The sequence below is a fragment of the Streptomyces sp. NPDC059454 genome, from assembly GCF_042749965.1.
In the GTDB taxonomy this organism is placed as follows: Bacteria; Actinomycetota; Actinomycetes; order Streptomycetales; family Streptomycetaceae; genus Streptomyces.
Genome location: NZ_JBHYVC010000026.1, coordinates 1 through 24,927, shown reverse-complemented (window position 1 = coordinate 24,927; position 24,927 = coordinate 1). Strand labels below are relative to the sequence as shown.

General features: G+C 71.5%; 24 protein-coding genes and 1 pseudogene. 12 read left to right on the top strand and 13 right to left on the bottom strand.

The genetic code is table 11. The annotated features are described in order from the left end of the window. Positions 1 to 158 precede the first annotated feature (158 nt). Complete coding sequence (locus ACFXAE_RS19390) at positions 159 to 806, bottom strand: heme oxygenase (biliverdin-producing) (RefSeq protein WP_384715980.1); 648 nt, start codon at positions 804 to 806, stop codon at positions 159 to 161. A gap of 143 nt (positions 807 to 949) precedes the next feature. Beyond that, positions 950 to 1,807 (bottom strand): type I methionyl aminopeptidase, encoded by an 858-nt coding sequence (gene map / locus ACFXAE_RS19385; protein ID WP_384715977.1) that lies wholly within the window; start codon positions 1,805 to 1,807, stop codon positions 950 to 952. 78 nt (positions 1,808 to 1,885) lie between these two features. Between map and ACFXAE_RS19380 the strand changes: the two genes are divergently transcribed. Continuing rightward, positions 1,886 to 2,116 (top strand): hypothetical protein, encoded by a 231-nt coding sequence (locus ACFXAE_RS19380; RefSeq protein ID WP_384715974.1) that lies wholly within the window; start codon positions 1,886 to 1,888, stop codon positions 2,114 to 2,116. 14 nt (positions 2,117 to 2,130) lie between these two features. Here ACFXAE_RS19380 and ACFXAE_RS19375 read toward each other — a convergent pair whose 3' ends face one another. Then, on the bottom strand, positions 2,131 to 2,745 hold the full coding sequence (locus tag ACFXAE_RS19375) for a hypothetical protein (RefSeq protein ID WP_384715971.1): 615 nt from the start codon (positions 2,743 to 2,745) through the stop codon (positions 2,131 to 2,133). A gap of 141 nt (positions 2,746 to 2,886) precedes the next feature. On the opposite strand from ACFXAE_RS19375, the gene npdG reads away from it, so the two are divergent. After that, complete coding sequence (npdG, locus tag ACFXAE_RS19370) at positions 2,887 to 3,600, top strand: NADPH-dependent F420 reductase (protein WP_384715969.1); 714 nt, start codon at positions 2,887 to 2,889, stop codon at positions 3,598 to 3,600. Positions 3,601 to 3,604: 4 nt separating this feature from the next. Continuing rightward, on the top strand, positions 3,605 to 3,877 hold the full coding sequence (locus tag ACFXAE_RS19365; protein WP_384715966.1) for a hypothetical protein: 273 nt from the start codon (positions 3,605 to 3,607) through the stop codon (positions 3,875 to 3,877). Here the strand turns inward: ACFXAE_RS19365 and ACFXAE_RS19360 are convergent. Next, on the bottom strand, positions 3,867 to 4,667 hold the full coding sequence (locus ACFXAE_RS19360) for a site-2 protease family protein (protein WP_384715963.1): 801 nt from the start codon (positions 4,665 to 4,667) through the stop codon (positions 3,867 to 3,869). The two genes, ACFXAE_RS19365 and ACFXAE_RS19360, sit on opposite strands and share 11 nt — an antisense overlap. A gap of 156 nt (positions 4,668 to 4,823) precedes the next feature. Between ACFXAE_RS19360 and ACFXAE_RS19355 the strand changes: the two genes are divergently transcribed. Next, positions 4,824 to 8,108 (top strand): BTAD domain-containing putative transcriptional regulator, encoded by a 3,285-nt coding sequence (locus tag ACFXAE_RS19355; RefSeq protein WP_384715960.1) that lies wholly within the window; start codon positions 4,824 to 4,826, stop codon positions 8,106 to 8,108. Here the strand turns inward: ACFXAE_RS19355 and ACFXAE_RS19350 are convergent, their stop codons facing one another. The 3 genes from ACFXAE_RS19350 to panB all read right to left on the bottom strand — a co-directional run bounded on the left by ACFXAE_RS19350 (position 8,109) and on the right by panB (position 11,049). Beyond that, a complete protein-coding gene (locus tag ACFXAE_RS19350; protein ID WP_384715957.1) occupies positions 8,109 to 8,933 on the bottom strand; it encodes an ABC transporter permease in 825 nt (274 codons plus the stop codon). Next, positions 8,930 to 9,958: an ATP-binding cassette domain-containing protein gene (locus ACFXAE_RS19345; RefSeq protein WP_384715954.1), complete on the bottom strand. Its 1,029-nt coding sequence runs from the start codon at positions 9,956 to 9,958 to the stop codon at positions 8,930 to 8,932. Before ACFXAE_RS19345 ends, ACFXAE_RS19350 begins: the two co-directional genes overlap by 4 nt. Before the next feature lie 212 nt (positions 9,959 to 10,170). After that, positions 10,171 to 11,049: a 3-methyl-2-oxobutanoate hydroxymethyltransferase gene (gene panB, locus ACFXAE_RS19340; protein ID WP_384715951.1), complete on the bottom strand. Its 879-nt coding sequence runs from the start codon at positions 11,047 to 11,049 to the stop codon at positions 10,171 to 10,173. A 222-nt stretch (positions 11,050 to 11,271) separates the two neighbouring features. Here panB and ACFXAE_RS19335 point away from each other — a divergent pair, with 222 nt between their 5' ends. From ACFXAE_RS19335 to ACFXAE_RS19325, 3 genes are all read left to right on the top strand, one after another. Beyond that, on the top strand, positions 11,272 to 12,861 hold the full coding sequence (locus ACFXAE_RS19335; RefSeq protein ID WP_384715948.1) for an MFS transporter: 1,590 nt from the start codon (positions 11,272 to 11,274) through the stop codon (positions 12,859 to 12,861). A 75-nt stretch (positions 12,862 to 12,936) separates the two neighbouring features. Then, the gene (locus ACFXAE_RS19330; protein WP_384715945.1) at positions 12,937 to 13,557 is read left to right on the top strand and encodes a TetR/AcrR family transcriptional regulator; all 621 of its coding nucleotides are present in this window, start codon (positions 12,937 to 12,939) and stop codon (positions 13,555 to 13,557) included. 183 nt (positions 13,558 to 13,740) lie between these two features. Then, complete coding sequence (locus ACFXAE_RS19325) at positions 13,741 to 14,793, top strand: endonuclease/exonuclease/phosphatase family protein (RefSeq protein ID WP_384715942.1); 1,053 nt, start codon at positions 13,741 to 13,743, stop codon at positions 14,791 to 14,793. A gap of 340 nt (positions 14,794 to 15,133) precedes the next feature. Here the strand turns inward: ACFXAE_RS19325 and ACFXAE_RS19320 are convergent, their stop codons facing one another. The 3 genes from ACFXAE_RS19320 to ACFXAE_RS19310 are packed head-to-tail and all read right to left on the bottom strand — an operon-like array spanning position 15,134 to position 18,229. After that, on the bottom strand, positions 15,134 to 16,894 hold the full coding sequence (locus tag ACFXAE_RS19320; protein WP_384715939.1) for an NAD+ synthase: 1,761 nt from the start codon (positions 16,892 to 16,894) through the stop codon (positions 15,134 to 15,136). Positions 16,895 to 16,943: 49 nt separating this feature from the next. Further along, positions 16,944 to 17,567: a DUF305 domain-containing protein gene (locus ACFXAE_RS19315; RefSeq protein WP_384715937.1), complete on the bottom strand. Its 624-nt coding sequence runs from the start codon at positions 17,565 to 17,567 to the stop codon at positions 16,944 to 16,946. Then, the gene (locus ACFXAE_RS19310) at positions 17,564 to 18,229 is read right to left on the bottom strand and encodes a DUF3105 domain-containing protein (RefSeq protein WP_384715934.1); all 666 of its coding nucleotides are present in this window, start codon (positions 18,227 to 18,229) and stop codon (positions 17,564 to 17,566) included. Before ACFXAE_RS19310 ends, ACFXAE_RS19315 begins: the two co-directional genes overlap by 4 nt. A gap of 169 nt (positions 18,230 to 18,398) precedes the next feature. On the opposite strand from ACFXAE_RS19310, the gene ACFXAE_RS19305 reads away from it, so the two are divergent. Together ACFXAE_RS19305 and glnA are read left to right on the top strand one after the other, a co-directional pair. Further along, on the top strand, positions 18,399 to 18,842 hold the full coding sequence (locus tag ACFXAE_RS19305) for an RrF2 family transcriptional regulator (RefSeq protein ID WP_384715931.1): 444 nt from the start codon (positions 18,399 to 18,401) through the stop codon (positions 18,840 to 18,842). 228 nt (positions 18,843 to 19,070) lie between these two features. Then, on the top strand, positions 19,071 to 20,432 hold the full coding sequence (gene glnA / locus ACFXAE_RS19300; RefSeq protein ID WP_384715928.1) for a type I glutamate--ammonia ligase: 1,362 nt from the start codon (positions 19,071 to 19,073) through the stop codon (positions 20,430 to 20,432). Between the two features lie 150 nt (positions 20,433 to 20,582). Here glnA and ACFXAE_RS19295 read toward each other — a convergent pair whose 3' ends face one another. Then, positions 20,583 to 21,140, bottom strand: a complete 558-nt coding sequence (locus ACFXAE_RS19295) for a DinB family protein (RefSeq protein WP_384715925.1) — start codon at positions 21,138 to 21,140, stop codon at positions 20,583 to 20,585. A gap of 304 nt (positions 21,141 to 21,444) precedes the next feature. Between ACFXAE_RS19295 and ACFXAE_RS19290 the strand changes: the two genes are divergently transcribed. Beyond that, complete coding sequence (locus ACFXAE_RS19290) at positions 21,445 to 23,004, top strand: polysaccharide lyase family 1 protein (RefSeq protein ID WP_384715922.1); 1,560 nt, start codon at positions 21,445 to 21,447, stop codon at positions 23,002 to 23,004. Positions 23,005 to 23,041: 37 nt separating this feature from the next. Here the strand turns inward: ACFXAE_RS19290 and ACFXAE_RS19285 are convergent, their stop codons facing one another. Both ACFXAE_RS19285 and ACFXAE_RS19280 read right to left on the bottom strand, forming a co-directional pair. Further along, positions 23,042 to 23,164 (bottom strand): DUF397 domain-containing protein, encoded by a 123-nt coding sequence (locus ACFXAE_RS19285; RefSeq protein ID WP_384716141.1) that lies wholly within the window; start codon positions 23,162 to 23,164, stop codon positions 23,042 to 23,044. Next, a pseudogene (locus ACFXAE_RS19280) lies at positions 23,164 to 23,282 on the bottom strand (helix-turn-helix domain-containing protein); the annotation flags it as partial. The gene ACFXAE_RS19285 and the pseudogene ACFXAE_RS19280, both read right to left, overlap by 1 nt. A 710-nt stretch (positions 23,283 to 23,992) precedes the next feature. On the opposite strand from ACFXAE_RS19280, the gene ACFXAE_RS19275 reads away from it, so the two are divergent. Next, on the top strand, positions 23,993 to 24,160 hold the full coding sequence (locus ACFXAE_RS19275; RefSeq protein WP_384715919.1) for a hypothetical protein: 168 nt from the start codon (positions 23,993 to 23,995) through the stop codon (positions 24,158 to 24,160). A 400-nt stretch (positions 24,161 to 24,560) separates the two neighbouring features. Beyond that, entirely contained in the window at positions 24,561 to 24,869 is a 309-nt protein-coding gene (locus ACFXAE_RS19270) for a hypothetical protein (RefSeq protein ID WP_384715916.1), read from the top strand. Positions 24,870 to 24,927: the final 58 nt, after the last annotated feature.

Here is a 24,927-nt window from a genome sequence, read left to right as displayed (position 1 = left end):
CCCACTCGAAAAGCGTGAGCATGGCAGCCCTGACTGTCCATGTGCTGCTCACCTGAGCGGCTGACTGGCATCGCTCCGTCCGCTGCTCACGCTTTCAGCGGAGGGTGCCCCCACCCCGCGCTGCCGTGATGAGGTGGGGTGGGGAAAGGCCCGGGGAGTCACGCCGAGAGCGGGAACTCCTCGCCCAGCGCCCGGAAGACGTCCGTGTTCAGGGCGAACGCCCGCTTGCACTCGCCCACGACGCGCTGCTTCTCCAGGTCGTCCGCCGGGACCGCGTCCAGGAGTTCGCGGTAACCCCGCTTGAAGGCCGCCGGGTTGGCGATGTCCTCGAAGACGTAGAAGCGGACGCCGTCGCCCTTCCGCTCGAAGCCCCAGGTCTTCTCCGCCGTGCCGCGGATGATCTGGCCGCCGGAGAGGTCGCCCAGGTAGCGGGTGTAGTGGTGGGCGACGTAGCCGGACGGCCAGGTGCGGGCGCACTCGGCGACACGGGCCGCGTAGGTCCGGGTGGCGGGGAGGGCGGTCAGCGTGGATCGCCAGCCGGGGCCGCGCAGGTGGGCCAGGTCGCGCTCCAGGGAGGGCAGGCGGAACAGCTCCGGCCGGATGAACGGGCCCGCCACCGGGTCCGACGTCAGCCCGTGCGAGCCGGACTCCAGGGCCTCGTACACGAACCACAGCTGCTCGGTGTAGCGCGCGTACGCGTCCACGCCCAGCCGGCCGCCGAGCAGGTCGCTCATGAACGTCGACGTCTCCGCCTCCATGTGCTGCTCGTGGGAGGCGGTGCGGATGAGGGTCGAGAAGGAGTCCATGAATCCAGATCTTCTATGGTTAGGCTTACCTAAGTCAATGGCTTGCCGACAGGCTGTCGGTAACTCCCCACCCTGCCACGACATGCGAAAGCCCGCCCCTCCGGAAGGGGCGGGCCAGGAAAACCAAGGGGATGGGGGGAGCGCTACGGCAACGTCAGGATGTCCGCGCCCGTGTCCGTCACCACCAGCGTGTGCTCGAACTGGGCCGTACGCCTGCGGTCCTTCGTCACGACCGTCCAGCCGTCGTCCCACATGTCGTACTCGTGGGTCCCCAGCGTCAGCATCGGCTCGATGGTGAACGTCATCCCCGGCCGCATCACCGTCGTCGCGTGCGGACTGTCGTAGTGCGGGACGATCAGGCCCGAGTGGAAGGACGTGCTGATGCCGTGGCCCGTGAAGTCACGGACCACCCCGTAGCCGAACCGCTTCGCGTACGACTCGATCACCCGGCCGATGATGTTGATCTGCCGGCCCGGCCTGACCGCCTTGATCGCGCGGGCCAGGGACTCCCGGGTCCGCTCCACCAGCAGGCGGCTCTCCTCGTCCACGTCACCGACCAGGTACGTGGCGTTGTTGTCGCCGTGCACCCCGCCGATGTACGCCGTCACGTCCAGGTTGACGATGTCGCCGTCGCGCAGCACCGTCGTGTCCGGGATGCCGTGGCAGATCACCTCGTTGACCGACGTGCACAGCGACTTGGGGAAGCCGCGGTAGCCGAGCGTCGACGGGTAGGCGCCGTGGTCGCACATGTACTCGTGCGCCACCCGGTCCAGTTCGTCCGTCGTCACACCGGGCGCGATCAGTTTCGCGGCCTCCTCCATCGCCCGCGCGGCGATCCGGCCGGCGGTCCGCATCGCCTCGACCGTCTCGGGCGTCTGCACCTCCGGACCGGTGTACGGAGCAGGGGCGGGCTTGCCGACGTACTCGGGACGACGGATGTTCCCGGGCACGGTACGGGCGGGGGACAGTTCCCCAGGGACGAGCAGCGACTGGCCAGACATGCCGGCGAGTCTAATTCAGCGGCGACGGGGGACCATCTCCGTGGCGAGACGGAGACGAGATGGAAAGAGGAGCCGGTCATGCCCCTGTTCAAGAAGCGGACGGTCGGAAAGCCGGGCGAGTGGTACTACTGCCTGCAGCACAAGAAGGTCGAGGAGGGCCCCGACTGCCCGGCCAAGGACCGCTTCGGCCCGTACGCGAGCCGCACCGAGGCCGAGCACGCCATGGAGACGGCCCGCGAGCGCGACCTCCGGTGGGAGAACGACCCCAAGTGGCACGACGCCCCCGCGGGCGAGCGGGACGAGGGCTGACCGCACCGGGGCGGCTACCAGCGCGTGGGCGGCGGGGCCGTCAGCAGGTCGGCCAGCCGCGACAGCCGGTCCCGGAAACGGCGCGGACCGCGGCGGACCGGCAGGACGTTCTCGCCGGCCGCCGCGCTGACCAGGTGCTGCACGGTGTCCAGGTCCAGCTCGGAGCCGTCCGGCACCGGCAGGACCTCGTGGGCCATCGCCGGGAGCTCGCCCTCACCGGGACCGAGGGACAGCACCGTCGCCCCGGCCCGGCGGGCGTCGCACACCCGCTCCAGGAGCGGGGCGGCCGTCTCCCCGGCCGTCTCCCCGGGCGCCACCACCAGCAGCGTCTCACCCCGCCGTGCCGCCTCCAGGCGCCCCAGGCCCACCGCCAGATGCGCGGGGTCCGAGGGGCGCGCGTCATGCCGTACGAGCGTGGGGGCCAGCTCCGGTGTGCCCGACCAGGCGGCCTCGTCCGCCAGATGCGCCGCCAGATGCCACGGCTCGTACTCCGGTGTGCCCACGAGCAGCAGCCCGCCCCCGTGCGAGACCACCGACCCGCGCAGCGTCCCCGCGAAGTGCCGGGTGACGCCCAGCCATTCCGTCCCGGCGAGCACTTCCCGCAGCAGCGCGACCCGTACCGCATCCATGCGGCCGCATCCTGCACCCGACCACGCGGCCGCGTCCCGGTGTCCGGCCCGGATTCGCCCGAACCGGGGACACGGCCCCGGGACACGTGACGGAGCTCACGCCCGCCGGGCGCGGTGCCGCCCCGGACGTAGAGTCGGGTCATGACCTCCAGTGACAGCGCACAGCAGCCCGCGAAGGCCCCCGCCAAGGACCCCTGGGACCTGCCCGACGTCTCCGGGCTCGTCGTCGGTGTGCTCGGCGGCACCGGACCGCAGGGCAAGGGCCTCGCCTACCGGCTCGCCAAGGCCGGCCAGAAGGTGATCATCGGCTCCCGCGCCGCCGAGCGCGCGCGGGCCGCCGCCGAGGAACTCGGGTACGGCGTCGAGGGCGCCGACAACGCCGAGACCGCCCGCCGCAGCGACCTCGTGATCGTCGCCGTGCCGTGGGACGGCCACGGCACGACCCTGGAGTCCCTGCGCGAGGAACTGGCCGGCAAGCTCGTCGTGGACTGCGTCAACCCGCTCGGCTTCGACAAGCAGGGCGCCTACGCGCTGAAACCGGAGGAGGGCAGCGCCGCCCAGCAGGCCGCCGCGCTGCTCCCGGACTCCCGGGTCACCGCCGCCTTCCACCACCTGTCGGCCGTCCTGCTCCAGGACCCGGAGATCGACGAGATCGACACCGATGTGATGGTGCTCGGCGAGGACCGCGCCGACGTCGAGATCGTGCAGGCGCTGGCCGGGCGCATCCCGGGCATGCGGGGCGTCTTCGCCGGGCGGTTGCGAGGCGCCCACCAGGTGGAGTCGCTGGTGGCCAACCTGATCTCCGTCAACCGCCGCTACAAGGCGCACGCCGGGCTCCGCGTCACGGACGTATGAGGCGATGGGGGACACTGGACGCCGTAGCAGTGTCCCCCGACAGGAGCCCGCAGTCATGCCCCCCTCGCCCCCACCCGCCCAGGCCCGGCGACTCGCCCTCTACGCCCTCGCCGTGTGCCTCCTCACCGTCGCCGCGGCCGTCGTCTCCTTCGTCCGGGGCAGCGTGTTCATCGGCATCGTCTGGGTGCTGCTGGCGGGCCTGTCGTCCAACATGACCTGGTACTACGTCAGGCGCGGGCGGGCGGCCACGCGGGACGGCAAGCCGGTCACGGGCTGACCGAGCAGTACCCGCTCGTCTCCCGCCAGAAGCGGAACAGGTCGTAGCCGCAGTACGTGTCGAGCTCGTCGATCCCCAGCGTCCCCAGCAGCGAGTCGATCACGTCGAAGAACGCGCCGTTCACCGACGGCACCCACAGCAGCGCGAACACGAACAGCAGACCGAACGGGGCGAACGGCTCCACCTGCCGCCGGACGTCGTACGACAGCCAGGGCTCGATCACGCCGTAGCCGTCGAGCCCCGGCACCGGCAGGAAGTTCAGGATCGCGGCCGTCACCTGGAGCAGCGCCAGGAACGCCAGCGCGAACCGGAAGCCGGCCGGTACGCCGTCCAGCGCGCCCAGCCAGAACGGCGCCGTGCACACGATCGCGAACAGCACGTTCGTCAGCGGGCCGGCCGCCGAGATCAGGCTGTGCCGCCACCGCCCCCGGATCCGCCCGCGCTCGATGAACACGGCACCGCCCGGCAGGCCGATCCCGCCCATGATCACGAAGACCACCGGGAGCACGATGCTCAGCAGGGCGTGCGTGTACTTCATCGGGTTCAGCGTGAGATAGCCCTTCGCGCCGACCGATATGTCGCCGCTGTGCAGGGCGGTGCGCGCGTGCGCGTACTCGTGCAGGCACAGGGAGACGATCCAGGCGGCCGTCACGAACAGGAACACGGCGACCCCGGGCTGCTCCGCGAACCCGGTCCAGGTGGCCCACCCGGTGACCGCCGTCACGGCCAGGATGCCCAGGAAGACCGGACTGATCCTCCGGTCGCTGTGACGGGTGGCGGCGGTGGTCATGGGGCTCCTCGGACGGTCGGGCACACACGGGGACCGCCCGACGGTACCGGGCGCACGGTGAAAACGTCTCGCGCGCCCGCCCGGTTCCACGCAGGGTGGGGGACGACAACGCCCTCCTCCCGGCCCCTGTGACCGTCCCGGCCGTCACCGGAGAGAATGGACCCCGTGCGCTATCGCATCCTCGGCACCACCCAGGCACTCCGTCCCGACGGCACCGTCGTCCCGGTCGGCGGGGCGCGGCTGCGCGCCCTGCTGACCGTGCTCGCCCTGCGGCCCGGACGCACCGTGCCCGTCGGCCTGCTGGTCGACGAGGTCTGGGACGGTGATCCGCCGGCCGACGCGACCGGGGCCCTTCAGGCACTGGTGGGGCGGCTGCGCCGGACGCTCGGCGCGGACGAGATCGCCTCCGCCGACGGCGGTTACCGGCTGACCGCCGCGCCCGACGACATCGACCTGCACCGTTTCGAGCGGCTGGCCGGCGACGGCCTGCGCGCCCTGGCCGACGGGGACGCCGCGAAGGCGGCCGTCGTCCTCGACGACGCCCTCGCCCTGTGGCGCGGCCCCGCCCTCACCGGCCTGCCCGACCGCACCGCGGAGGCGGCCCGCCTGCGGACCCGGCACCTGGACGTGCTGCGCGCCCGGCACACCGCCGCCCTCGCCCTCGGCGACGCCGAGCAGTCCCTGCCCGAGCTGACCGCGCTGTGCGACGGCCACCCCCTCGACGAACCCCTCCAGGCGCTCCGGCTGCGGGCCCTGCGCGACACGGGCCGCACCGCCGAGGCCCTGGCCGCCTTCGAGGACGTACGACGCCTGCTCGCGGACCGCCTCGGCTCCGACCCCGGCGCCGAACTGCGTGCGTTGCACGCCGAGTTGCTGAAACCCGGGCCGGAGCCCGCGCCCCGGACCCGGGTCGGTGCGCCGCTCGGCAACCTGCGGGCCCGGCTGACCTCGTTCGTCGGCCGGGAGACCGACATCGAGACCATCCGCGCCGACCTCGCCGCCGCCCGCCTGGTGACCCTGCTCGGGCCGGGCGGGGCCGGCAAGACCCGGCTGTCGCAGGAGGCCGCCGAGACCGTACGGCAGACCCTCCCCGACGGCGTGTGGATCGCCGAACTCGCCCCGGTCGACGACCCCGACGCCGTCCCCGAGGCCGTCCTCACCGCCGTCGGCGCCCGCGAGACCGTGCTGTACGGCGCCGGCGCCGAGAGCATGCGGGCCGTCACCGACCGGCACGACGACCCCGTGGAGCGTCTCGCCGAACACTGCGGCCCGCGTCGCATGCTGCTGATCCTGGACAACTGCGAGCACGTCGTCGAGGCCGCCGCCCACCTCGTTCAGGCGCTGCTGGAACGCTGCCCCGGCCTCACCGTCCTCGCCACCAGTCGCGAACCCCTCGGCATACGAGGCGAGTTACTGCGCCCGGTGGAGCCGCTGCCCGAGCCGGTCGCCCTGCGCCTGCTCGCCGACCGCGGCGCCGCCGCCCGCCCCGGCTTCCGCACCGACGCCGACGACGGCACCGCGGCGGCCTGCGCGGAGATCTGCCGACGCCTCGACGGACTGCCGCTGGCCATCGAACTCGCCGCCGCCCGGCTGCGGATGCTCACCCCGCGCCAGATCGCCGACCGGCTCGACGACCGCTTCCGGCTGCTCACCTCCGGCAGCCGCACCGTCCTGCCCAGGCAGCAGACCCTGCGGGCCGTCGTCGACTGGTCCTGGGACCTGCTCGACGAGGACGAACGCGACGTACTGGGCCGGCTGTCGGTCTTCGCGGGCGGCTGCGGCCTCGCCGCCGCCGAGGCCGTGTGCGGACCGGCCGCCCTCGACGCGCTCGGCTCCCTCGTCGACAAGTCCCTGGTGGTGGCCGCCCCCTCGGGCGACGGCGAGATGCGCTACCGGCTCCTGGAGACCGTCGCCGAGTACGCCGGTGAACGCCTCGACGGGTCCGGCCGGCGTCCGGAGGCCGAGCGGGCGCACCTGACGTACTACCGTGAACTCGCCCGCACCACCGAGCCGATGCTGCGCGGCCCGCGCCAGCAGGCCGCCGTCGCACTGCTGGAGCGGGAGTACGAGAACGTGCGCACGGCCCTGCGCCACGCCCTCGCCCTGCGCGACGAGCAGGAGGCACTCTGCATCACCCTGTCGCTGACCTGGTACTGGCAGATGCGCGATCTGCGCATCGAGGCCCGCAACTGGTGCACCGAGGTCATGGCCCTCGCCCCCGACCCGTTCACCGAACCGGTGCGGCCCGCCACCCCGCTGTGGCAGCGCTGCACCGACGCCCCGCCGCCCATGACCGGCGAGTTCCTCGCCGAGGCCCGGCGCGGGGTGCACCTGACCCATCTGGCCCACATGGACACCGAACTGGACGACTGGCAGACCCCGCAGGCACAGCACAAGCTGCGCCTCGTCGGCGCGACGTACGAGCCGGGCATGCCGCAGGTCTGCCGGCCGCCCGGCCTGCTCTGGGTGTTCGCCGTGATGCTGACCGGTGACATGGAACGGCTGCGCCACGTGGTCGACGCGGCGATCCGTACCTGCCGGGAGAACCCCGGGTTCGAATGGGAGCTGGCCGCCAACCTCCAGCTGCGCGCCAACTTCCTGGCCAACCGCAGTGACTGGGCCGGTGACGCCCGCCGTGCCGCCGACGAGGCCCTGGAGATCCACCGCCGGCTGGGCGACACCTGGGGCATCGCCGAGGCCCTCTCCGCGCGCGGCGAGGCCCGTGAACGCGCCGGCGCGTACGAGGACGCCGCCGCCGACTTCGAGGCGGCGATCGAGTACGCAGACCGCCTGGGAGCCCGCGCCCACACGGCCATACTCACCGCCCGGCTGGGCAGCGCGCTGCTGGAGGGGGGTGACCCGGAGCGTGGTGAGCGACTGCTGCGCGAGGTCATCGACGACACCAGGGGCCGGCACACCGAGGCCCTGCCCGCCGCCCGGCTCTTCCTGACCGGCTGGCTCTGCACGACCGGGCGTACGGCGGAGGCGCGGGAGCATCTGCGGGCCCTGCGCGAGGAGTTCCGCATCGCGCACTACGTGGTCTTCGACGCGTTCATCCTCGGCGCCGAGGGCTGGCTGGAGGTGGCCGAGGGCAACGACGAGCGGGGCCTGGTCGTCATCCGTGAGGCGATCCGGCAGGCGGGCGATCCGCTGTCCGCCGCCATGGCACCCCATATGCGCGCCGCGTACCTCACCCTCGGCGCCGCCGCCCTCGCCGGACTCGACGGCGGACGGCACGCCCGGGACGCTGCCCGCTGCCTCGGCGCCGCCGACTCCTGGCTGCCGCCAGGACACCACGCCACGCTCGTGGAACGCGCGGTGCGCGAACGCGCCGAGGCACGCGCCCGGGCGGCACTCGGCGACATGGCGTACGGCACCGCGTACGCCGAGGGCGGCGGCCTCCCCCCGGAGGAGGCCGTCGCCCTGCTCGAACCGGCGTGATCAGCTCTTCGTACGGAACTTGTGGATCGCGACCGGCGCCATCACCGCCGTGATCCCCGCCGACCAGGCCAGCGTCAGCCACAGGTCGTGGGCGACCGGGCCGCCCACCATCAGCCCGCGTGCGGCGTCCGCCAGCGCGGACAGCGGGTTGACCTGGGTGAAGGACTCCAGCCAGCCCGGCATCGACTGGGTCGGCGCGAAGATCGACGAGCCGAACTGCAGCGGCATCAGCACCAGGAAGCCCATCGCCTGCACCGACTGCGCGTTCTTCATCACCACACCCAGGGTGAGGAAGACCCACATCAGGGCCGAGCCGAACACCGCGGACAGTCCCACGGCGGCGAACAGCCCCGGCCAGTTGGTGATGTCGAAGCCGACGAGCACACCGACGACCATCAGGATCGCGGTGGCGATCAGCATCCGCATCATCTCGACCGAGATCTTCGCGAACAGTACCGAGCCGCGCCCGATCGGCAGCGACCGGAAGCGGTCCATGACCCCGGTGTTGAAGTCCTGGTTGAAGCCGGTGCCCACTCCCTGGGCCATGTTCATGCCCATCATGGCCATCAGTCCGGGCACGATGTACTGCACGTACGCCTCCTGCCCGCCGCCCAGCGACTGCCCGATCGAGCCGCCGAAGACGTACACGAACAGCAGGGTGAAGACGATCGGGAACAGCACGGCGTCGAACATCGACTCCGGGTCCTGCCGTATCCACAGCAGATTGCGGCGCACCAGGGCCCCGGTGTGGCGCAGATGTCCGCGCAGCGGGATGCGGGCGTCGGCGTGGAGGCCGGTGGTGGAGGTAGTGGCGGTGGCGCTCATACGGCGACGACCTCCTCGCGGGTCTCGGCGGGTGCGGCGTCCTGCGGGGCGCTGGCGCGGTGGCCGGTGAGGGACAGGAACACCTCGTCCAGGCTGGGCAGTTCGGTGGTGATGGAGCTGAGCGTGATGCCGCGCGCGGTGACCGCGCCGACCACGGCGGTCAGCTGCTCGTCACTGAGCACCGGGACGAGCACGGCACCCCGCTCGGTGTCCACGGTGGTGGTGGCGAGTCCGGTGAGGCCCAGCGTGTCGAGGGCGTCCGCCAGCGGACGCAACTGGAGCGGGTCGGCCGGGCGGACCCGCAGCGTGCGGCCGCCGACCTTGGCCTTCAGCTCCTCGATGCCGCCGCTCGCGATGACCTTGCCCCGGTCCACGACGGTCAGCTCGGAGGCGAGCTGCTCGGCCTCCTCCATGTACTGGGTGGTCAGCAGCACCGTCACCCCGTCGCCGACCAGCCGCTTGACCTCGTCCCACACCTCGTTGCGGGTACGGGGGTCAAGGCCCGTGGTCGGTTCGTCCAGGTACAGCACGGCCGGCCGGCCGATCATCGAGGCGGCCAGGTCGAGGCGCCGCCGCATGCCGCCCGAGTAGGTGGCCACCGGGCGCCTGGCCGCCTCGGTGAGCGAGAACCGCTCCAGCAGCTCGTCGGCGCGGGCCCGGGCCGCCTTACGGGGCAGGTCGAGGAGCCGCCCGATCAGGTACAGGTTCTCCCAGCCCGCCAGTTTCTCGTCCACGGAGGCGTACTGGCCGGTCAGCCCGATCACCCGGCGCAGCTGCCTCGGCTGGCGGACCACGTCGTACCCGGCGACGGTGGCGTGTCCGGCGGTCGGCGTGAGCAGGGTGGACAGGATCCGTACCAGCGTGGTCTTCCCGGCCCCGTTCGGCCCGAGCACCCCCATCACGGTGCCCTCCCGCACATCCAGGTCGACCCCGTCCAGCGCCTTGGTCTCCCCGTAGTGCTTGACCAGCCCCCGTACGGTGACGGCGCTCCTCGCGCCCCCCAGGTCATCGTCGTTTCGCTTCATGTCTCCGACTCTGCCGCCCCCCACCGACAAACCCCCGACATCCCACCGACAGCCCATCGCCCCCGCGGGCAGCCGTGCCTCCGCCCGTGCCCGAACGGCCCGGGAGGCGCCCCGCGAGCGCCGGGCCGCGCGGTCCGGCGCCCAGCCCGGACATGCGCCGGCCCCGCCGACGGGGGAAGATCGGCGGGGCCGGCAGGTGGTGCCGCAGTGGCTCAGTGCACGGAGTGCTCCTCCTGCGGGAAGGTCCCGCCGACCACGTCCTCGGCGAACGCCTTCGCCGCCCCGCTCATGACCTCACGCAGATCGGCGTACCGCTTCACGAACTTCGGCACCCGCCCCCCGGTCAGCCCCAGCATGTCGGTCCACACCAACACCTGCGCGTCCGTGTCCGGCCCGGCCCCGATCCCGACGGTCGGGATGTGCAGCACCCGCGTCACCTCGGCCGCCAGCTCCGCCGGCACCAGCTCCAGCACCACCGCGAACGCCCCCGCGTCCTGCACGGCCTTGGCGTCCCGCAGCAGCTGCTGGGCCGCCTCCTCGCCCCGGCCCTGCACCCGGTAGCCCATCGCGTTCACCGACTGCGGCGTCAGCCCGATGTGGGCCATCACCGGGATCCCGGACTCCACCAGCAGCTCGATCTGCCGGTGCGACCGCTCGCCGCCCTCCAGCTTCACCGCGCCGACACCGGCCTCCTTCACCAGCCGGGTCGCCGAGCGCAGCGCCTGCACCGGACCCTCCTGGTAGGAGCCGAAGGGCAGGTCGCCCACGATCAGGGCGCGCGAGGTGCCCCGGACGACCGCGGCGGACAGCATGGTCATCTCGTCGAGGGTGACGGGCACGGTGGTCTCGTACCCGAGGTGGCAGTTGCCCGCGGAGTCGCCGACGAGCATCACCGGGATACCGGCCTCGTCGAACACGGACGCGGTCATCGCGTCGTACGCGGTGAGCATGGGCCACTTCTCGCCGCGCTCCTTGGCGGCTGCGATGTCGCGGACAGTGATACGGCGCGTGCCCTTGCCCCCGTACAGCGTGGTGCCACCGGCGGAGGAACCGGACGTCGTCCCGGTCTGGGCAGCCGAAAGCTGCGTCATTGAACCGTCTCCCAACACGTCATCTCGAGGCGCCCTGACGGCGTCCCCGGACCATGTCCATGGTGGCACCTCGCCCCGAGGAGGGCCAGAGGCCCCCTGTGGGTTCCGCCCCACCGCCCCCGGCACCGCCCACATGCACACGTGCAACATTTCGGAAAGTTCCGGGCAAAACTCCCTCGATACGGAACGGTCTCGTATCGTAATTGTCCTAGCCTTGGCCGCATGACTTCTCCTGCCGCCCCCGCCCGCCGGGTCCCGGAAGCCGTGCACCGGCGCCGTTGGGTGATCCTCGGCGTGCTGATGCTGAGCCTGCTGATCGTCGTACTCGACAACTCGATCCTGAACGTCGCCATCAAGACGATCTCCACCCCCGCCCCCACCGGCCTGGGCGCCACCCAGAGCGAGCTGGAGTGGGCGATCAACTCCTACACGCTCGTCTTCGCCGGCCTGCTCTTCAGCGCGGGGCTGCTGGGGGACCGGCTCGGCCGCAAGAAGGTGCTGGTCGGCGGTCTCGTCGCGTTCGGCATCGGGTCCGCGCTCGCCGCGTTCTCCGGCTCACCGGCCGAGCTGATCGGCTTCCGCGCGGTGATGGGGCTGGGCGCGGCGTTCGTCATGCCGGCCACCCTGGCGGTCCTGATGAACGTCTTCGAACGCGCCGAACAGCCCAAGGCCATCGGGATCTGGACGGGCGGCGTGGGCCTGGCCATCGCCATCGGCCCGATCACCGGAGGCGTCCTCCTGGACCACTTCTGGTGGGGCTCGGTCTTCCTCGTCAACGTGCCCATCGTGGTCCTCGCCGTCGCCCTGATGCTGTGGCTGGTCCCCGACTCCCGCGATCCGGACCCGGGCCGGATCGACCCCCTCGGCGTCGTCCTGTCCGTGAGCGGCCTGGTCCTGTTGGTTCACGGCATCATCAAGGGCGGCCGGCTCGCCGACTTCACCGACGTCACGGTGGTGTCGACCGTCGGCGCCGGTCTCGCCGTGCTCGCCGCGTTCGTGGCGGTCGAGAAGCGCAGCGACCACCCGTCCATCGACGTCACCTACTTCAGGAACAAGGTGTTCTCCGCCGCGATCGCCGCGATCGCGCTGGTCTTCTTCGCGCTGATGGGCGTGACGTTCTTCGCGGTGTTCTACACCCAGAGCGTGCGCGGCTACTCGCCGCTGGAGACGGGCCTGCTGATGCTGCCGCTGGCCGCCACGCAGATGATCTTCGCGCCCCGGGCCCGTCTCATGGTGGACCGCTTCGGCGACAGGGTCACCACGACCGCCGGCCTGGTGGTGCTCGCGGGAACGCTGGCCGCGTTCGCCGTCCTGGACGGGGACACACCGATCTGGGTGCTGGAGGTCGTCTTCTTCCTCATGGGCGCCGGCATGGCGCACGTCATGACGCCGGTCAGCGTCGTCGTCATGCAGGCCCTGCCCCGCGAGAAGGCCGGTTCCGCCTCCGCCCTGAGCAACACCTTCCGCCAGGTCGGCGGCGCCCTCGGCATCGCCGTACTCGGCTCGGTGCTGTCCACCGCCTACCGCGACGGCATCGAGGACGAGCTCGGCCTGCTGCCGCCCGGCGCACGGCACGCCGCCGGTGAGTCCATCGAGGCCACCCTGGCCGTGGCGGACCGGCTGGGCGCGCGCGGCGAGGCCCTGGCCGGCGCCGCCGACGACGCGTTCCTGCACGCGATGCACATCACGGCACTGTGGGGAGCGGGCATCACGGTGCTGTGCGCGATCGTCGCCGTGGTGTTCCTGCCCGGCCGCAGGCCGACCTTTGAAGGGGACGGGGAGAAGCGGGAACTGGTCCCGGCGGCGGACTGAGGACCCCTGGGCGGTGGACCGTTCCCACCGCCCACCGGGGAGAATCGTCCCAGCCCACCGAAAGGACCCGACGACGTGAGCCCGGCCGACACCGACCCCCGGCAGGACGGACCCGCACGGGGCCGTCCCCGCAGCGAGGCGGTCGAACGCGCCGTCATCGAGGGAGTGATGAGGCTCCTGGAGGACGGCGTGCCCCTCGCCGAGCTCTCCATCGAGCGCATCGCCCGCACGGCCGGCGTCGGCAAGGCCACCATCTACCGCCGCTGGAGCGGCAAGGAGCGGCTCTTCGTCGACGTCATGCGCGCCGCCGAGCCCCCGGACCCCGAACTCCCCGGCACCTCCATGCGTGACGACCTCGTGGTCCTGCTGGAGTCCCTGCGCCGACGGGGCCTGGCGGGCCGCACCTCGGCGATCCTGCACCACGTGCACGCCCAGATGAAGAGCAGCCCGAACCTCTGGGCCGCCTACCACGACACCGTCATCGTGCCGCGCCGCAGACTCGGCCTGGAAGTGCTGCGCCGGGGCCGGGAGACCGGCGAACTGCGCGCCGACGTCGACATGGAACTCCTCAACGACATCGTCGTGGGCCCCGTCCTCGTCCGCACCGTCATGCGCCCCGACGCCGACCTCCCGGACGACCTCGCCGAGCGGGTGGTCGACACCCTCCTCCAGGGGCTACGCCCCGTCAGGAGCTAGCCGCGATATGCGCGTTTCGTCACAGAGGGCGCTTTCGCCACCCCCGCCCGGAACTCCCCGAGCGCTCCCGCGCGTCCTCGCCCCCGTACGGCCGTCGCGGGGCGGCAGGAACGGAACCGATCATCCCCTAGGGTCATACGGACACAGGGTGACGGTGCGCACGGCAGGTTGTGAGGCGACGGTATGGCGCAGCAGGCGTACGTGACGGAGACGGACAACGGCGGTTCGGGGTCCGGGCCGCAGCCGACCCGGCTCCGGCGCCTGCGCGAGCGCCTCACCAGAGGCTGGCGCGGCGACCGCCGCATCTGGCGCCGCGGCCTCGTCCTGGCCGCCTGCTCGGTCCTGACGGCCCTGGTCATGCAGGCCCACCTCCATATCCCGAACGCGATCGGCAGCCTGGGCAGCCTGGTGGACACCTTCCTGCCCTGGCTGGGGCTGCTGATCCCCGTGCTGCTCGTCCTCGGCCTGATCCGCAAGTCGGCGACGGCACTGATCGCGACGATCCTGCCGGCGGCCGTCTGGCTCAACCTCTTCGGCGGCCTGCTCACCGACAAGACCACCACGGGCGGCGACCTCACGGTGGCCACGCACAACGTCAACGCCGACAACCCGGACCCGTCCGCCACCGCCCGCGACGTGGCCGCCGCGGGTGCGGACGTGCTGGCCCTCGAGGAGCTGAAGGCGTCGAAGGTCCCGACGTACGAGCGGGCGCTGGCGTCGACGTACGAGTACCACGAGGTGGTCGGCACCGTCGGCCTGTGGAGCAAGTACCCCCTGAGCGACGTGAAGGCGGTCGACATCCGCCTCGGCTGGAAGCGCGCGATGCGCGCCACGGTGGCCGCGCCCGCCGGCCAGGTCGCCGTCTACGTCGCCCACCTCCCCTCGGTCCGGGTGAAGCTGGAGGCCGGCTTCACGGCCCGTCAGCGGGACAAGAGCGCGGACGCCCTGGGTGAGGCCATCGCCGACGAACCACTGCCGAACATCGTCCTGCTCGGCGACCTGAACGGCACGATGAACGACCGCGCCCTGAACGCCGTCACCTCGCAGATGCGCTCCACGCAGGGCGCCGTGGGCAGCGGCTTCGGCTTCAGCTGGCCGGCGTCGTTCCCGATGGCGCGGATCGACCAGATCCTGGTCAAGGGCGCCGAACCGGAGAGCTCCTGGACCCTCCCGGCCACGGCGAGCGACCACCTCCCCATTGCGGCCCGTGTGAGGGTCACCCCACAGGGCGACTGAAAACCGCAGGTCAGCCGTCCTTCCTTCATCCCCCCGTCACTCGACGGAATACCGGACCCGCGCGCGGCGGGGTGCCTCCCCACTCCCGGCTCCGCTCGCGCGAGGACCCCCATGGGCGGGAGGTACCCCCACCGCCCACCCGTACCGCCCTGGGGTACCTCCCAGGCCTTCAAGGCATGGGGGGAGGCACGACTGCCCGCGGCAGCGGCGGCAGGCAGCCGCCCGCGGCCCTGATCCACCCACCGGACGCAGGCGCCGCGCGCGCCCCACCGAAGCCGTGCCGGCGCCGCAGGCATCCCACCCGCGACGCCGCAGGCACCGGACAGGCACCGGACGCGCGTCAGACGCGCATCCCTTCGCGCCAGCCGTTCGTGATCGGCAGCCGGCGGTCCTTGCCGAAACCCTTCGGGGAGATCTTCGTGCCCGGCGGATACTGCCGCCGCTTGTACTCCGCCCGGTCCACCATCCGCAGCGTCTTCGTCACCAGCTCCGCGTCGAACCCGGCCGCGACGATCTCGTCCGCCCCCCGGTCCCGGTCCACGTACAGCGCCAGGATCGCGTCCAGCACCGGATAGTCCGGCAGCGAGTCCGTGTCCACCTGCCCCGGCCGCAACTCCGCGCTCGGCGGCTTCGCGATCGAGTTCTCCGGGATCGGCGGCGTCTGCCCCCGCTCCACCGCCGCCCGGTTGCGCCACCGGGCCAGCCGGAACACCGACGTCTTGTACACGTCCTTGATCGGCCCGTACGCCCCGACCGAGTCCCCGTACAGCGTCGAGTACCCCACCGCCAGCTCCGACTTGTTCCCCGGCGCCAGCACGATGTGCCCCTCCTGGTTGGAGATCGCCATCAACAGCGTCCCCCGCAGCCGCGACTGCAGGTTCTCCTCCGCCAGCCCCGTCAGCCCCAGCGCCCCCATGTACGCGTCGAACATCGGCTCGATCGCGACGGTCCGGTAGTTCAGCCCGGTCCGCCGCGCCAGCTCCGCCGCGTCGTCCTTCGAGTGCTCGGACGAGTACTTCGACGGCATCGACACGCCGTACACGTTCTCCGCCCCCACCGCGTCACAGGCGATCGCGGCGACCAGCGCCGAGTCGATCCCCCCGGACAACCCGATCAGCACCGACCGGAACCCGTTCTTCGCGACGTACGCCCGCAACCCGACCACCAGCGCGGAGTACACCTCTTCGTCGTCGTCGAGCCGCTCGGCATACCCCCCGGACGACGAGGCCTCGTACGCGGGCACGGGCGCCTCCGACAACACGACCCGATCGATCCGCAGCCCGTCGTCGACGACCCCCGTCGGCGCGTCCGCCTCCGCCGCCGGAAGTTCGAGATCGACCACGACACACGCCTCGGCGAACTGCGGCGCACGCGTCACGACGCCGCCGTCACGGTCCACGACGATCGAGTCCCCGTCGAAGACCAGCTCGTCCTGCCCGCCCGTCATCGCGAGGTACGCGGTCGTGCACCCGGCCTCCTGCGCCCGCTTGCGCACCAGCTCCAGCCGGGTGTCGTCCTTGTCCCGCTCGTACGGCGAGGCGTTGATCGACAGCAGCAGCCCGGCCTTCGCCGACCGTGCCGCCGGCACCCGCCCCCCGTCCTGCCACAGGTCCTCGCAGATGGCGAGGGCGACGTCGACACCGCGCACCCGCACCACCGGCATGGTGTCACCGGGCACGAAGTACCGGAACTCGTCGAAGACGCCGTAGTTCGGCAGGTGGTGCTTGGCGTAGCTCAGCACCACCTCACCGCCGTACAGCACGGCGCCCGCGTTCTGCGGCGCACCGGCCGGCTGCCCGTACTTCGGCTGGGCGGCGGCGCTGCGGTCGAGGTACCCGACGATCACCGGAAGGTCCCCGAACCCCTCCTCGGCGAGCCGCGCGGCGAGGGATCGCAGGCCGGCCCGCGAGGCCTCCACGAAGGACGACCGCAGGGCGAGGTCCTCGACGGGGTACCCGGTCAGCGCCATCTCGGGGAACGCCACGAGGTGCGCTCCCCGCTCGGCGGAGTGCCGGGTCCAGCGGATCATCGCTTCGGCGTTGCCGGCGAGGTCGCCGACGCTCGAGTCGATCTGATTCAGGGCGAGACGTAGTTGAGGCACGGGCCCAGTGTAATCGTCAGAGCGACGCGATGTCCCGGAGCCCCGTCCGCTACGGCCGGGCCGCCGCCCCCCGCTCCTCCAGCATCCCCGCCATCAGCGCGATCTCCGACTCCTGCCCCTCCACCATGGTCCGCGCGAGCCGCTTCTCGACACCCACCCCGCACGCGCGGACGCACGCCTGGGCCATGTGGACCCCGCCCTTGTGGTGGTCCGTCATGAGCCGCAGGTAGAAGACCTCCGCCCGCTCCCCGCTCAGCGACCCCAGCCGCTTCATCTCGGTGTTGGTGGCCATCCCCGGCATCAGCGCCCCGTCCTTGCCGGAGGCCGTGTTCCCCATGCCCATCCAGGTCATGGGCGGGTTTGAGGACACCTTGGGCAGCTCCCACAGGTCGAGCCAGCCCAGCAGCATGCCCCGCTGGTTGGCCTGCGTCTGGGCGATGTCGTAGGCGAGCCGCCGGACCTCCTCGTCGTCCGTGCGGTCCCGCACGACGTAGGACATCTCGACGGCCTGCTGATGATGCACGGCCATGTCCCGGGCGAACCCGGCGTCCGCGGACTCGGCGGACGGGACCGCGCCCGAGGACCCCTCGTCCCCGGCCACCGCGTACGTGATCGCCCCGGCCGCGACCAGCGCCGTGGCCGCGGCCCCCGCGATCAGCCCCGCCTGCCTCACTCGGACAGCCCGTTGGTGCAGGCGGCCCCCGGCTCGGGCGTCTGCTCCCCCTGGACGAACTTCTCGAAGAACGCGTCCAGGGCCGGATCGTCCGCACCGGTCACCGTGCGCTGGTGCCCCCAGGCGGACAGCATGATCGGGTCCTTCTGCCCGTCCACCGGACTCATCAGCGTGTACGGCGTCTTCTTCACCTTCGCCGCGAGCGCGTCGACGTCCGCCTTGTCGGCCGAGGCGTTGTACGTCACCCACACGGCGCCGTGCTCCAGCGAGTGCACGGCGTTGGTGTTGCTGATCTCGTCGGTGTAGACGTCCCCGTTGCAGTTCATCCACACCGGGTTGTGGTCACCGCCGACCGGGGGTGAGACGGAGTAGTCCACCGCCTTGGTCACGTGGTTGCGCCCCAGTTCGCCCTCCCACTTGCGCACGCCGTCGTCGCCCGTGACGAACTTGCCCGAGTTCTTCGAGTCGGAGGCCGCGCTGCCGCCGTCGTCGTCCGACTGCGACTGGACGAGCACCACACTGCCGGCGACGAGCCCGGCGACGACCACCACACTGGCGGCGATGGTGAGGAGCCGGTTGCGGCGCTCGCGGGCCTTCTCGGCGCGCCGCATCTCCTCTATGCGTGCCGAACGTGCCGCGCTGCTCTTCTTGGCGGAGCCCATGGGAGTGTCCTTCGGGAGAGGAAGAGTGGGACGAACGGATCAGCTGATCGTAATGGGGAAGGCGGGGCGAGCCGTAGAGGGTGCGGGAATCCGGCCCGGCACCCACGCGCACGCATTCTCCACACCGAATAATTTGAACCCCGAATGCGTATTACTTACGCTGCGTGCTATGCGGCTCCTCCGCTCCACCGACCTGGCCCTCCGCGTCCTCATGCGCCTCGCCGTGGCCGGCGACTCCAACCCGACGACACGCGACGTCTCGGCGGCCATGGACGTGCCGTACACCCATGCCGCGAAGGTCGTCGCCGAGCTCCGGCACATGGGCCTGCTCACGGCCCGCCGCGGCCGGGGCGGCGGTCTGGGCCTCACGGAGGAGGGCCGTACCGCTTCCGTGGGTGCGGTGGTCCGGGCCTTCGAGGGCGAGGGGGACGTCGTCGACTGCGAGGGCACCCCCACCGTGTCCCCCTGCCCGCTGAGCCCGGCCTGCCGGCTGCGCGGCGCCCTGCGCGGGGCCCAGGAGGCGTTCTTCGCCTCGCTGGACCCGGTCACGGTGGCGGACATCGTCGCGGCCCCCACGGGCCCCCTCCTGCTGGGCATCTCCCCGAGGCCGTGAGCCGCCGGCGACGAGCCGCCCGTTACGGATGTCGGCCCGAACGGGCAAGATGGGTTCCGGAGCGGTACACCTGGCGTGTGCGAGGCGTTCAAGCCGCGGCCGACCGATCGATCAAGGTCGGCAACGCGTATGAAACGCTGGTGTGGTGGGATGCTCTCGATGCCCGACCGCCTCCCGGGGCGTGGGAGCGGACAGGCGGCCTGACCGGCAAGGATGGGGAAGCGGAAGATGGACAAGCAACAGGAGTTCGTGCTCCGGACGTTGGAGGAGCGCGACATCCGGTTCGTGCGCCTGTGGTTCACCGACGTGCTGGGCTTCCTCAAGTCCGTGGCCGTCGCCCCCGCCGAGCTGGAGCAGGCGTTCGACGAGGGGATCGGCTTCGACGGCTCCGCCATCGAGGGCTTCGCCCGGGTGTACGAGTCCGACATGATCGCCAAGCCGGACCCGTCGACGTTCCAGATCCTCCCCTGGCGCGCCGAGGCCCCCGGCACGGCCCGCATGTTCTGCGACATCCTCATGCCGGACGGCTCCCCGTCCTTCGCCGACCCGCGCTACGTCCTCAAGCGCGCCCTCGCCCGCACCTCCGACCTGGGCTTCACCTTCTACACCCACCCGGAGATCGAGTTCTTCCTGCTGAAGGACAAGCCGCTGGACGGCAGCCGCCCGACCCCCGCGGACAACTCCGGCTACTTCGACCACACCCCGCAGAACGTCGGCATGGACTTCCGCCGCCAGGCGATCACCATGCTGGAGTCGATGGGCATCTCGGTGGAGTTCTCCCACCACGAGGGCGCCCCCGGCCAGCAGGAGATCGACCTGCGGTACGCGGACGCGCTCTCCACGGCGGACAACATCATGACGTTCCGCCTGGTCATGAAGCAGGTGGCCCTCGAACAGGGCGTCCAGGCGACCTTCATGCCGAAGCCCTTCTCCGAGCACCCCGGCTCCGGCATGCACACCCACCTCTCCCTCTTCGAGGGCGACCGCAACGCGTTCTACGAGTCGGGCTCGGAGTTCCAGCTCTCCAAGGTGGGCCGCTCCTTCATCGCGGGCCTGCTGCGGCACGCCGCGGAGCTCTCGGCGGTCACCAACCAGTGGGTCAACTCCTACAAGCGCATCTGGGGCGGCACGGAGCGCACGGCCGGCGCCGGCGGCGAGGCCCCGTCGTACATCTGCTGGGGCCACAACAACCGCTCGGCGCTGGTCCGCGTGCCCATGTACAAGCCCGGCAAGACCGGCTCGGCGCGCGTGGAGGTCCGCTCCATCGACTCCGGCGCCAACCCGTACCTGACCTACGCCGTCCTGCTGGCCGCCGGCCTGAAGGGCATCGAGGAGGGCTACGAGCTCCCGCCGGGCGCCGAGGACGACGTGTGGGCCCTGTCCGACGCGGAACGCCGCGCGCTGGGCATCGAACCGCTGCCGCAGAACCTGGGCGAGGCCCTGACCCTGATGGAGCGCAGCGACCTGGTCGCCGAGACCCTCGGGGAGCACGTCTTCGACTTCTTCCTGCGCAACAAGCGGCAGGAGTGGGAGGAGTACCGCTCCGAGGTCACGGCCTTCGAGCTGCGGAAGAACCTGCCGGTGCTGTAGCCGCGGGCCGGAGCGGTGTCCGGCCCGGTGTCCGGCTGACGGGCGCACGGGGCCGGTGGCCGTGGGCCTCGGCCCCGTGGGCTTTCACCGCCGCCTCCGGCCCCGCCCCCGGCTCGGCGGAAGTGACGCGACGGGGGCGGCGGCGCCGCGTCAGCCCATGCTCTTGGCGCCGTCCAGGGACTCGCGGATGATGTCGGCGTGGCCGGCGTGCTGAGCGGTCTCGGCGATGATGTGCAGCAGCGTCCTGCGGGCCGTCCACCGGGTGTCGGACTCGAACCACGGGGCCTTCGGCAGGGACCATGCGGCGTCGAGGTCGGGCAGGGCCGCGACCAGGTCGTCGGTCCGGGTGGCCACGTCGGCGTAGTCGGCCAGCACACCGGTCAGCGTCTCACCGGGCAGCATCCGGAACTCGTCGGCCCGCCGGGCCCAGTCCTCCTCGGTCATGGCCGTGAAGTCCCCCATCGCCGAGGGGCCGTTCAGGATGAAGTCCACCCAGCCCCGCTCGACCGAGGTGACGTGCTTGATCAGGCCGCCCAGGCAGAGCTCGCCGGCGGTGGTCCGCAGCCCGGCCTGCTCGTCGGTCAGGTCACGGGTGGTGAAGCGCAGGAAGTGCCGGTGCTTGGCGAGCGTCTCCAGCAGGTCGGCGCGCTCACCGGTCACCGCCGGGGCCTCGGTGGGGGCGCTGGTGGTCGGCTCGTTCACGGTCATGGTCTCCGCCTTCCGTCGTTCCTGTTCCGCGGTCGAGGACCACGCTAGGAGCGATATAGGACAGGTTGTGACCTAGAGGGGGAGCGCCTGCCCGGAAGAAACGGAAGTGTTTCTTCCGTAACTGCGCGGAGCCTTGCCAGCCCCTCGGATGTGGCCCTACTGTCGCGACGGATACGAAGAAAGCGCTTTCTCGCCGATGGGTCGGCTCACCCCGCCTCCCCTCATCGGTAGCACTGACATGCCCATGACATAAAGCGGCTCGGTGTGGAACGCCCGGCACCCGAGAGCGAAAGGCGAGACGAGAATGAGACGAACAGTCGCAGTGCGACTCTCCGCGTTACTGGCCACGGGAGCCCTCGCGGCAGCGACCGGTATGGCCCTGTCCACCTCCACGGCGTCCGCCGCCACCGGCGGCGTCACCGGCTACGCCACCCAGAACGGCGGGACCACCGGCGGCGCGGGCGGCCAGACGGTCCGCGCCACCACCGGCACCGCGATCCACCAGGCCCTGTGCGGCCGGGCCAGCAGCTCCACCCCGATCGTCATCCAGGTCGAGGGCACCATCAACCACGGCAACACCGCCAAGGTGTCCGGCAGCAGCTGCAGCACCGCCGCCGGTGTCATCGAGCTCAAGCAGATCAGCAACGTCACGATCGTCGGTGTCGGCAACGGCGCCGTCTTCGACCAACTGGGCATCCACATCCGGGAGTCCAAGAACATCATCATCCAGAACGTGACGATCCGGAACGTCAAGAAGTCGGGCTCGCCCACGTCGAACGGCGGAGACGCCATCGGCATGGAAAGCGGTGTCCGCAACGTCTGGGTCGACCACACCACCCTGGAGGCGTCCGGCGGTGAGTCGGAGGGCTACGACGGCCTCTTCGACATGAAGGACAACACCCAGTACGTGACGCTGTCCTACAGCACCCTGCGCAACTCCGGCCGCGGCGGCCTCATCGGCTCCAGCGAGAGCGACACCTCGAACGGCTACGTCACGTTCCACCACAACCTGTACGAGAACATCGACTCGCGCACGCCCCTGCTGCGCGGCGGCATCTCGCACATCTACAACAACCACTACAGGAACCTGAACGAGTCCGGCATCAACTCCCGTGCCGGGGCCCGCGCGAAGGTGGACAACAACTACTTCGAGGACTCCAAGGACGTCCTCGGCACCTTCTACACCGACGCGGCCGGCTACTGGCAGGTCAGCGGCAACATCTTCGACAACGTGACCTGGTCCGAGCGGGAGGGCGACAACAACCCCGCCGGCCCGAACCCGACGTCGAACACGTCGGTCGGCATTCCGTACGCGTACACCCTCGACGCGGCCAACTGCGTGCCGAGCGTGGTGAGCCAGACGGCGGGCGCCAACAAGGGGCTGAAGGTCTCGGACGGCAGCTGCACCCCGCAGACCCCGGACCCGACCGACCCCGACCCGACGGACCCGGACCCCACCGACCCGGACCCGACGGACCCGGACCCCACTGACCCGCCCACCGGCACCAACCTCAGCCTCGGCGCGGGCGCCGACGGCTCCTCCAAGGCCTCCGGGACGAGCTACGGCAACGTCGTCGACGGCAGCACGAGCACGTACTGGTCGCCGTCCGGCTCGACCGGCTCCGTCTCGGTCAAGTGGGGCTCGGCCACCACGGTCTCCAAGATCAACATCCAGCAGGCGTCGGGCTCGGGCACCATCGGTTCCTACCGCGTCCTCAACCACGACACGGGCGCCGTCCTGGCCTCCGGCAGCGGAGCGGGCGTCATCAGCTTCTCCGCGACCTCCCTGAAGAAGATCACCTTCGAGATCACCAGCGCCTCGGGCACCCCGAGGATCGCCGAGTTCGAGACGTACGCGAGCTGACCCACCCCGGGGGCCGTCCTCGCGACGGCCCCCGGTCTCAGCCGGCGTGACGCGTCACGAGGCGGGCCCACGTCGCCGCCGTGCGGGTGAGACGGGGGTTGTCGGGGGTCTTGGAGTCCCGGACGTGGACGGAGTCGGGGGTGTCGCGACCTCGACGCAGTACTCGGGCCGGGGAATCCGCTTCCCGCCCTCGACCTGGTGGACGAGGTCCTCCCCCCGTACTCCACCGCCGCCGCGAACTCGGCGGCCCGCATCCCCGCTGCCTCCCGCCGCGGCTTCGACTCAGGAAGAAGGGCTCGGCAGCGTTGAACGAACGGACCAATCGGCGCACGACGTTGTCGTAGACGGCCGGCGCCGGGGTGCTCGCGGGGCGGCGGACGGCCGGCCCCGCCCCGGCGGGTCTGCCGTCAGTGCCGTCGGCCACCCCGGGACCGTGCCGATGCGGTGGTGACCTGCGCATGGCGCATACTTGACCGGCTGCACCACCCGGCGGGACGTGACCTCCCGGGGCTCTCGTGACCCCTCACCCTGTTGAAAAGGGTGAGCATCCGGCGGGCGGATGCTCCTCACACGCTCAAACGAGCGGAATGTGAACACTGAAGGCCGAAATGCTCCCGCTTTTCAAAGGAGTACATGCCTCCTGGCGGTACGGCGAGGGACCACGCCCCACGACGTGGTGCAGGGGGTCGAGCCCTTCGCGCCCGGTGCCAGGACCGTGGCGACTTCCGGGGAAGCGGCGGTCCGCGAAGTGCCCCGTGGAGAAGGGCCGGATGCCCGACCCGGCAGCACCGGCCGTCCCACCTGCGGATTTCGACGCCGCGATCCACCGCACCACCTGGCGGGACGCCATCCGGTGACTGATGTCGGTGACGTGGAATACATTGCGGTGGTCGGTCAAGCGGGAGCGACGGTTCATGCACCATGCCGTGGGTCCTGCGATGTCGCATGCCGGTCGACCCACGTCGTCACGACTTCCGAGCGAGGAACGATGCCCAACATCACGATAGAGATCGAACCGTCGGACGACCCCGACCGGGACAAGGCCTGGCCGATCACGCTGGCTACGGGGGAGTACCTGGCGAAGGTGCTGGGGATGCCTGTGACCGTGGCCGACGGTTACGGGACCGCGCGGGACTTCGGTCCAGGAGACAGCTGACACGCCCGGGCGCGGGTCAGCGGCGGACAAGGCACGTGCCGCCGACGGCCCGGCGGGCCATGCCGATCGGCCATCACCGCGTGAGCCGCGAGCCGGGCCCCGTGGCAGCGGGGCCGGTCGCCGTTCCTTCGTGAGCGAAGGTTCTGGCGCGCACCCAAGGGCCACGGAGGACTCCCGGTGCGCCGAGGTGACTTCGTTCCGGTTCCGGCGAGGGCCGGCCCTACGGATTCCGAATGGATGACCGAAGTGGCTTCCGTCCGGCCCTGATTCACGATCCCGTTCCGAATTCCCCTCGAATGCGGTCGAGTTCGTATTCCCCGTGACGTTGCGGAGTGCCGGCACCTATCGTTCATCGGGGCTCCCGCATCGAATGGAGTCCTTCGTGCACGGGGGAGGGCACATGATTCGAGACCTGATCTTTGCCGAGGCCGCTCGCACCCAGTTCACCGCCCTGCCCAAGAGACTGAAGAGAGACGTCGGAAACGCGCTGCTGAGGATCGCTCAGGAGGCCGACAGGCACGGGGTGTGGCGAGCCGAGGGGGAGGACCGCTTGACCGTCACCTACGAGGTGCACAGGAACGCGCTCCTGGTGACCGACATCGCCAGGGGCCGGGCCGCCCCCGCCGGTCGCCGTCAGCCCTACTACGGCATGGAAATGCGGCACGAGGGCCAGGGACGCTGGACCCACCTGAACCCTCACGAGGAGTGACGTCCCGCCGGGGGCGGCCCAGAGGGAGCCCTGCCCCGGCCGAGTTCACGGCCGGGGC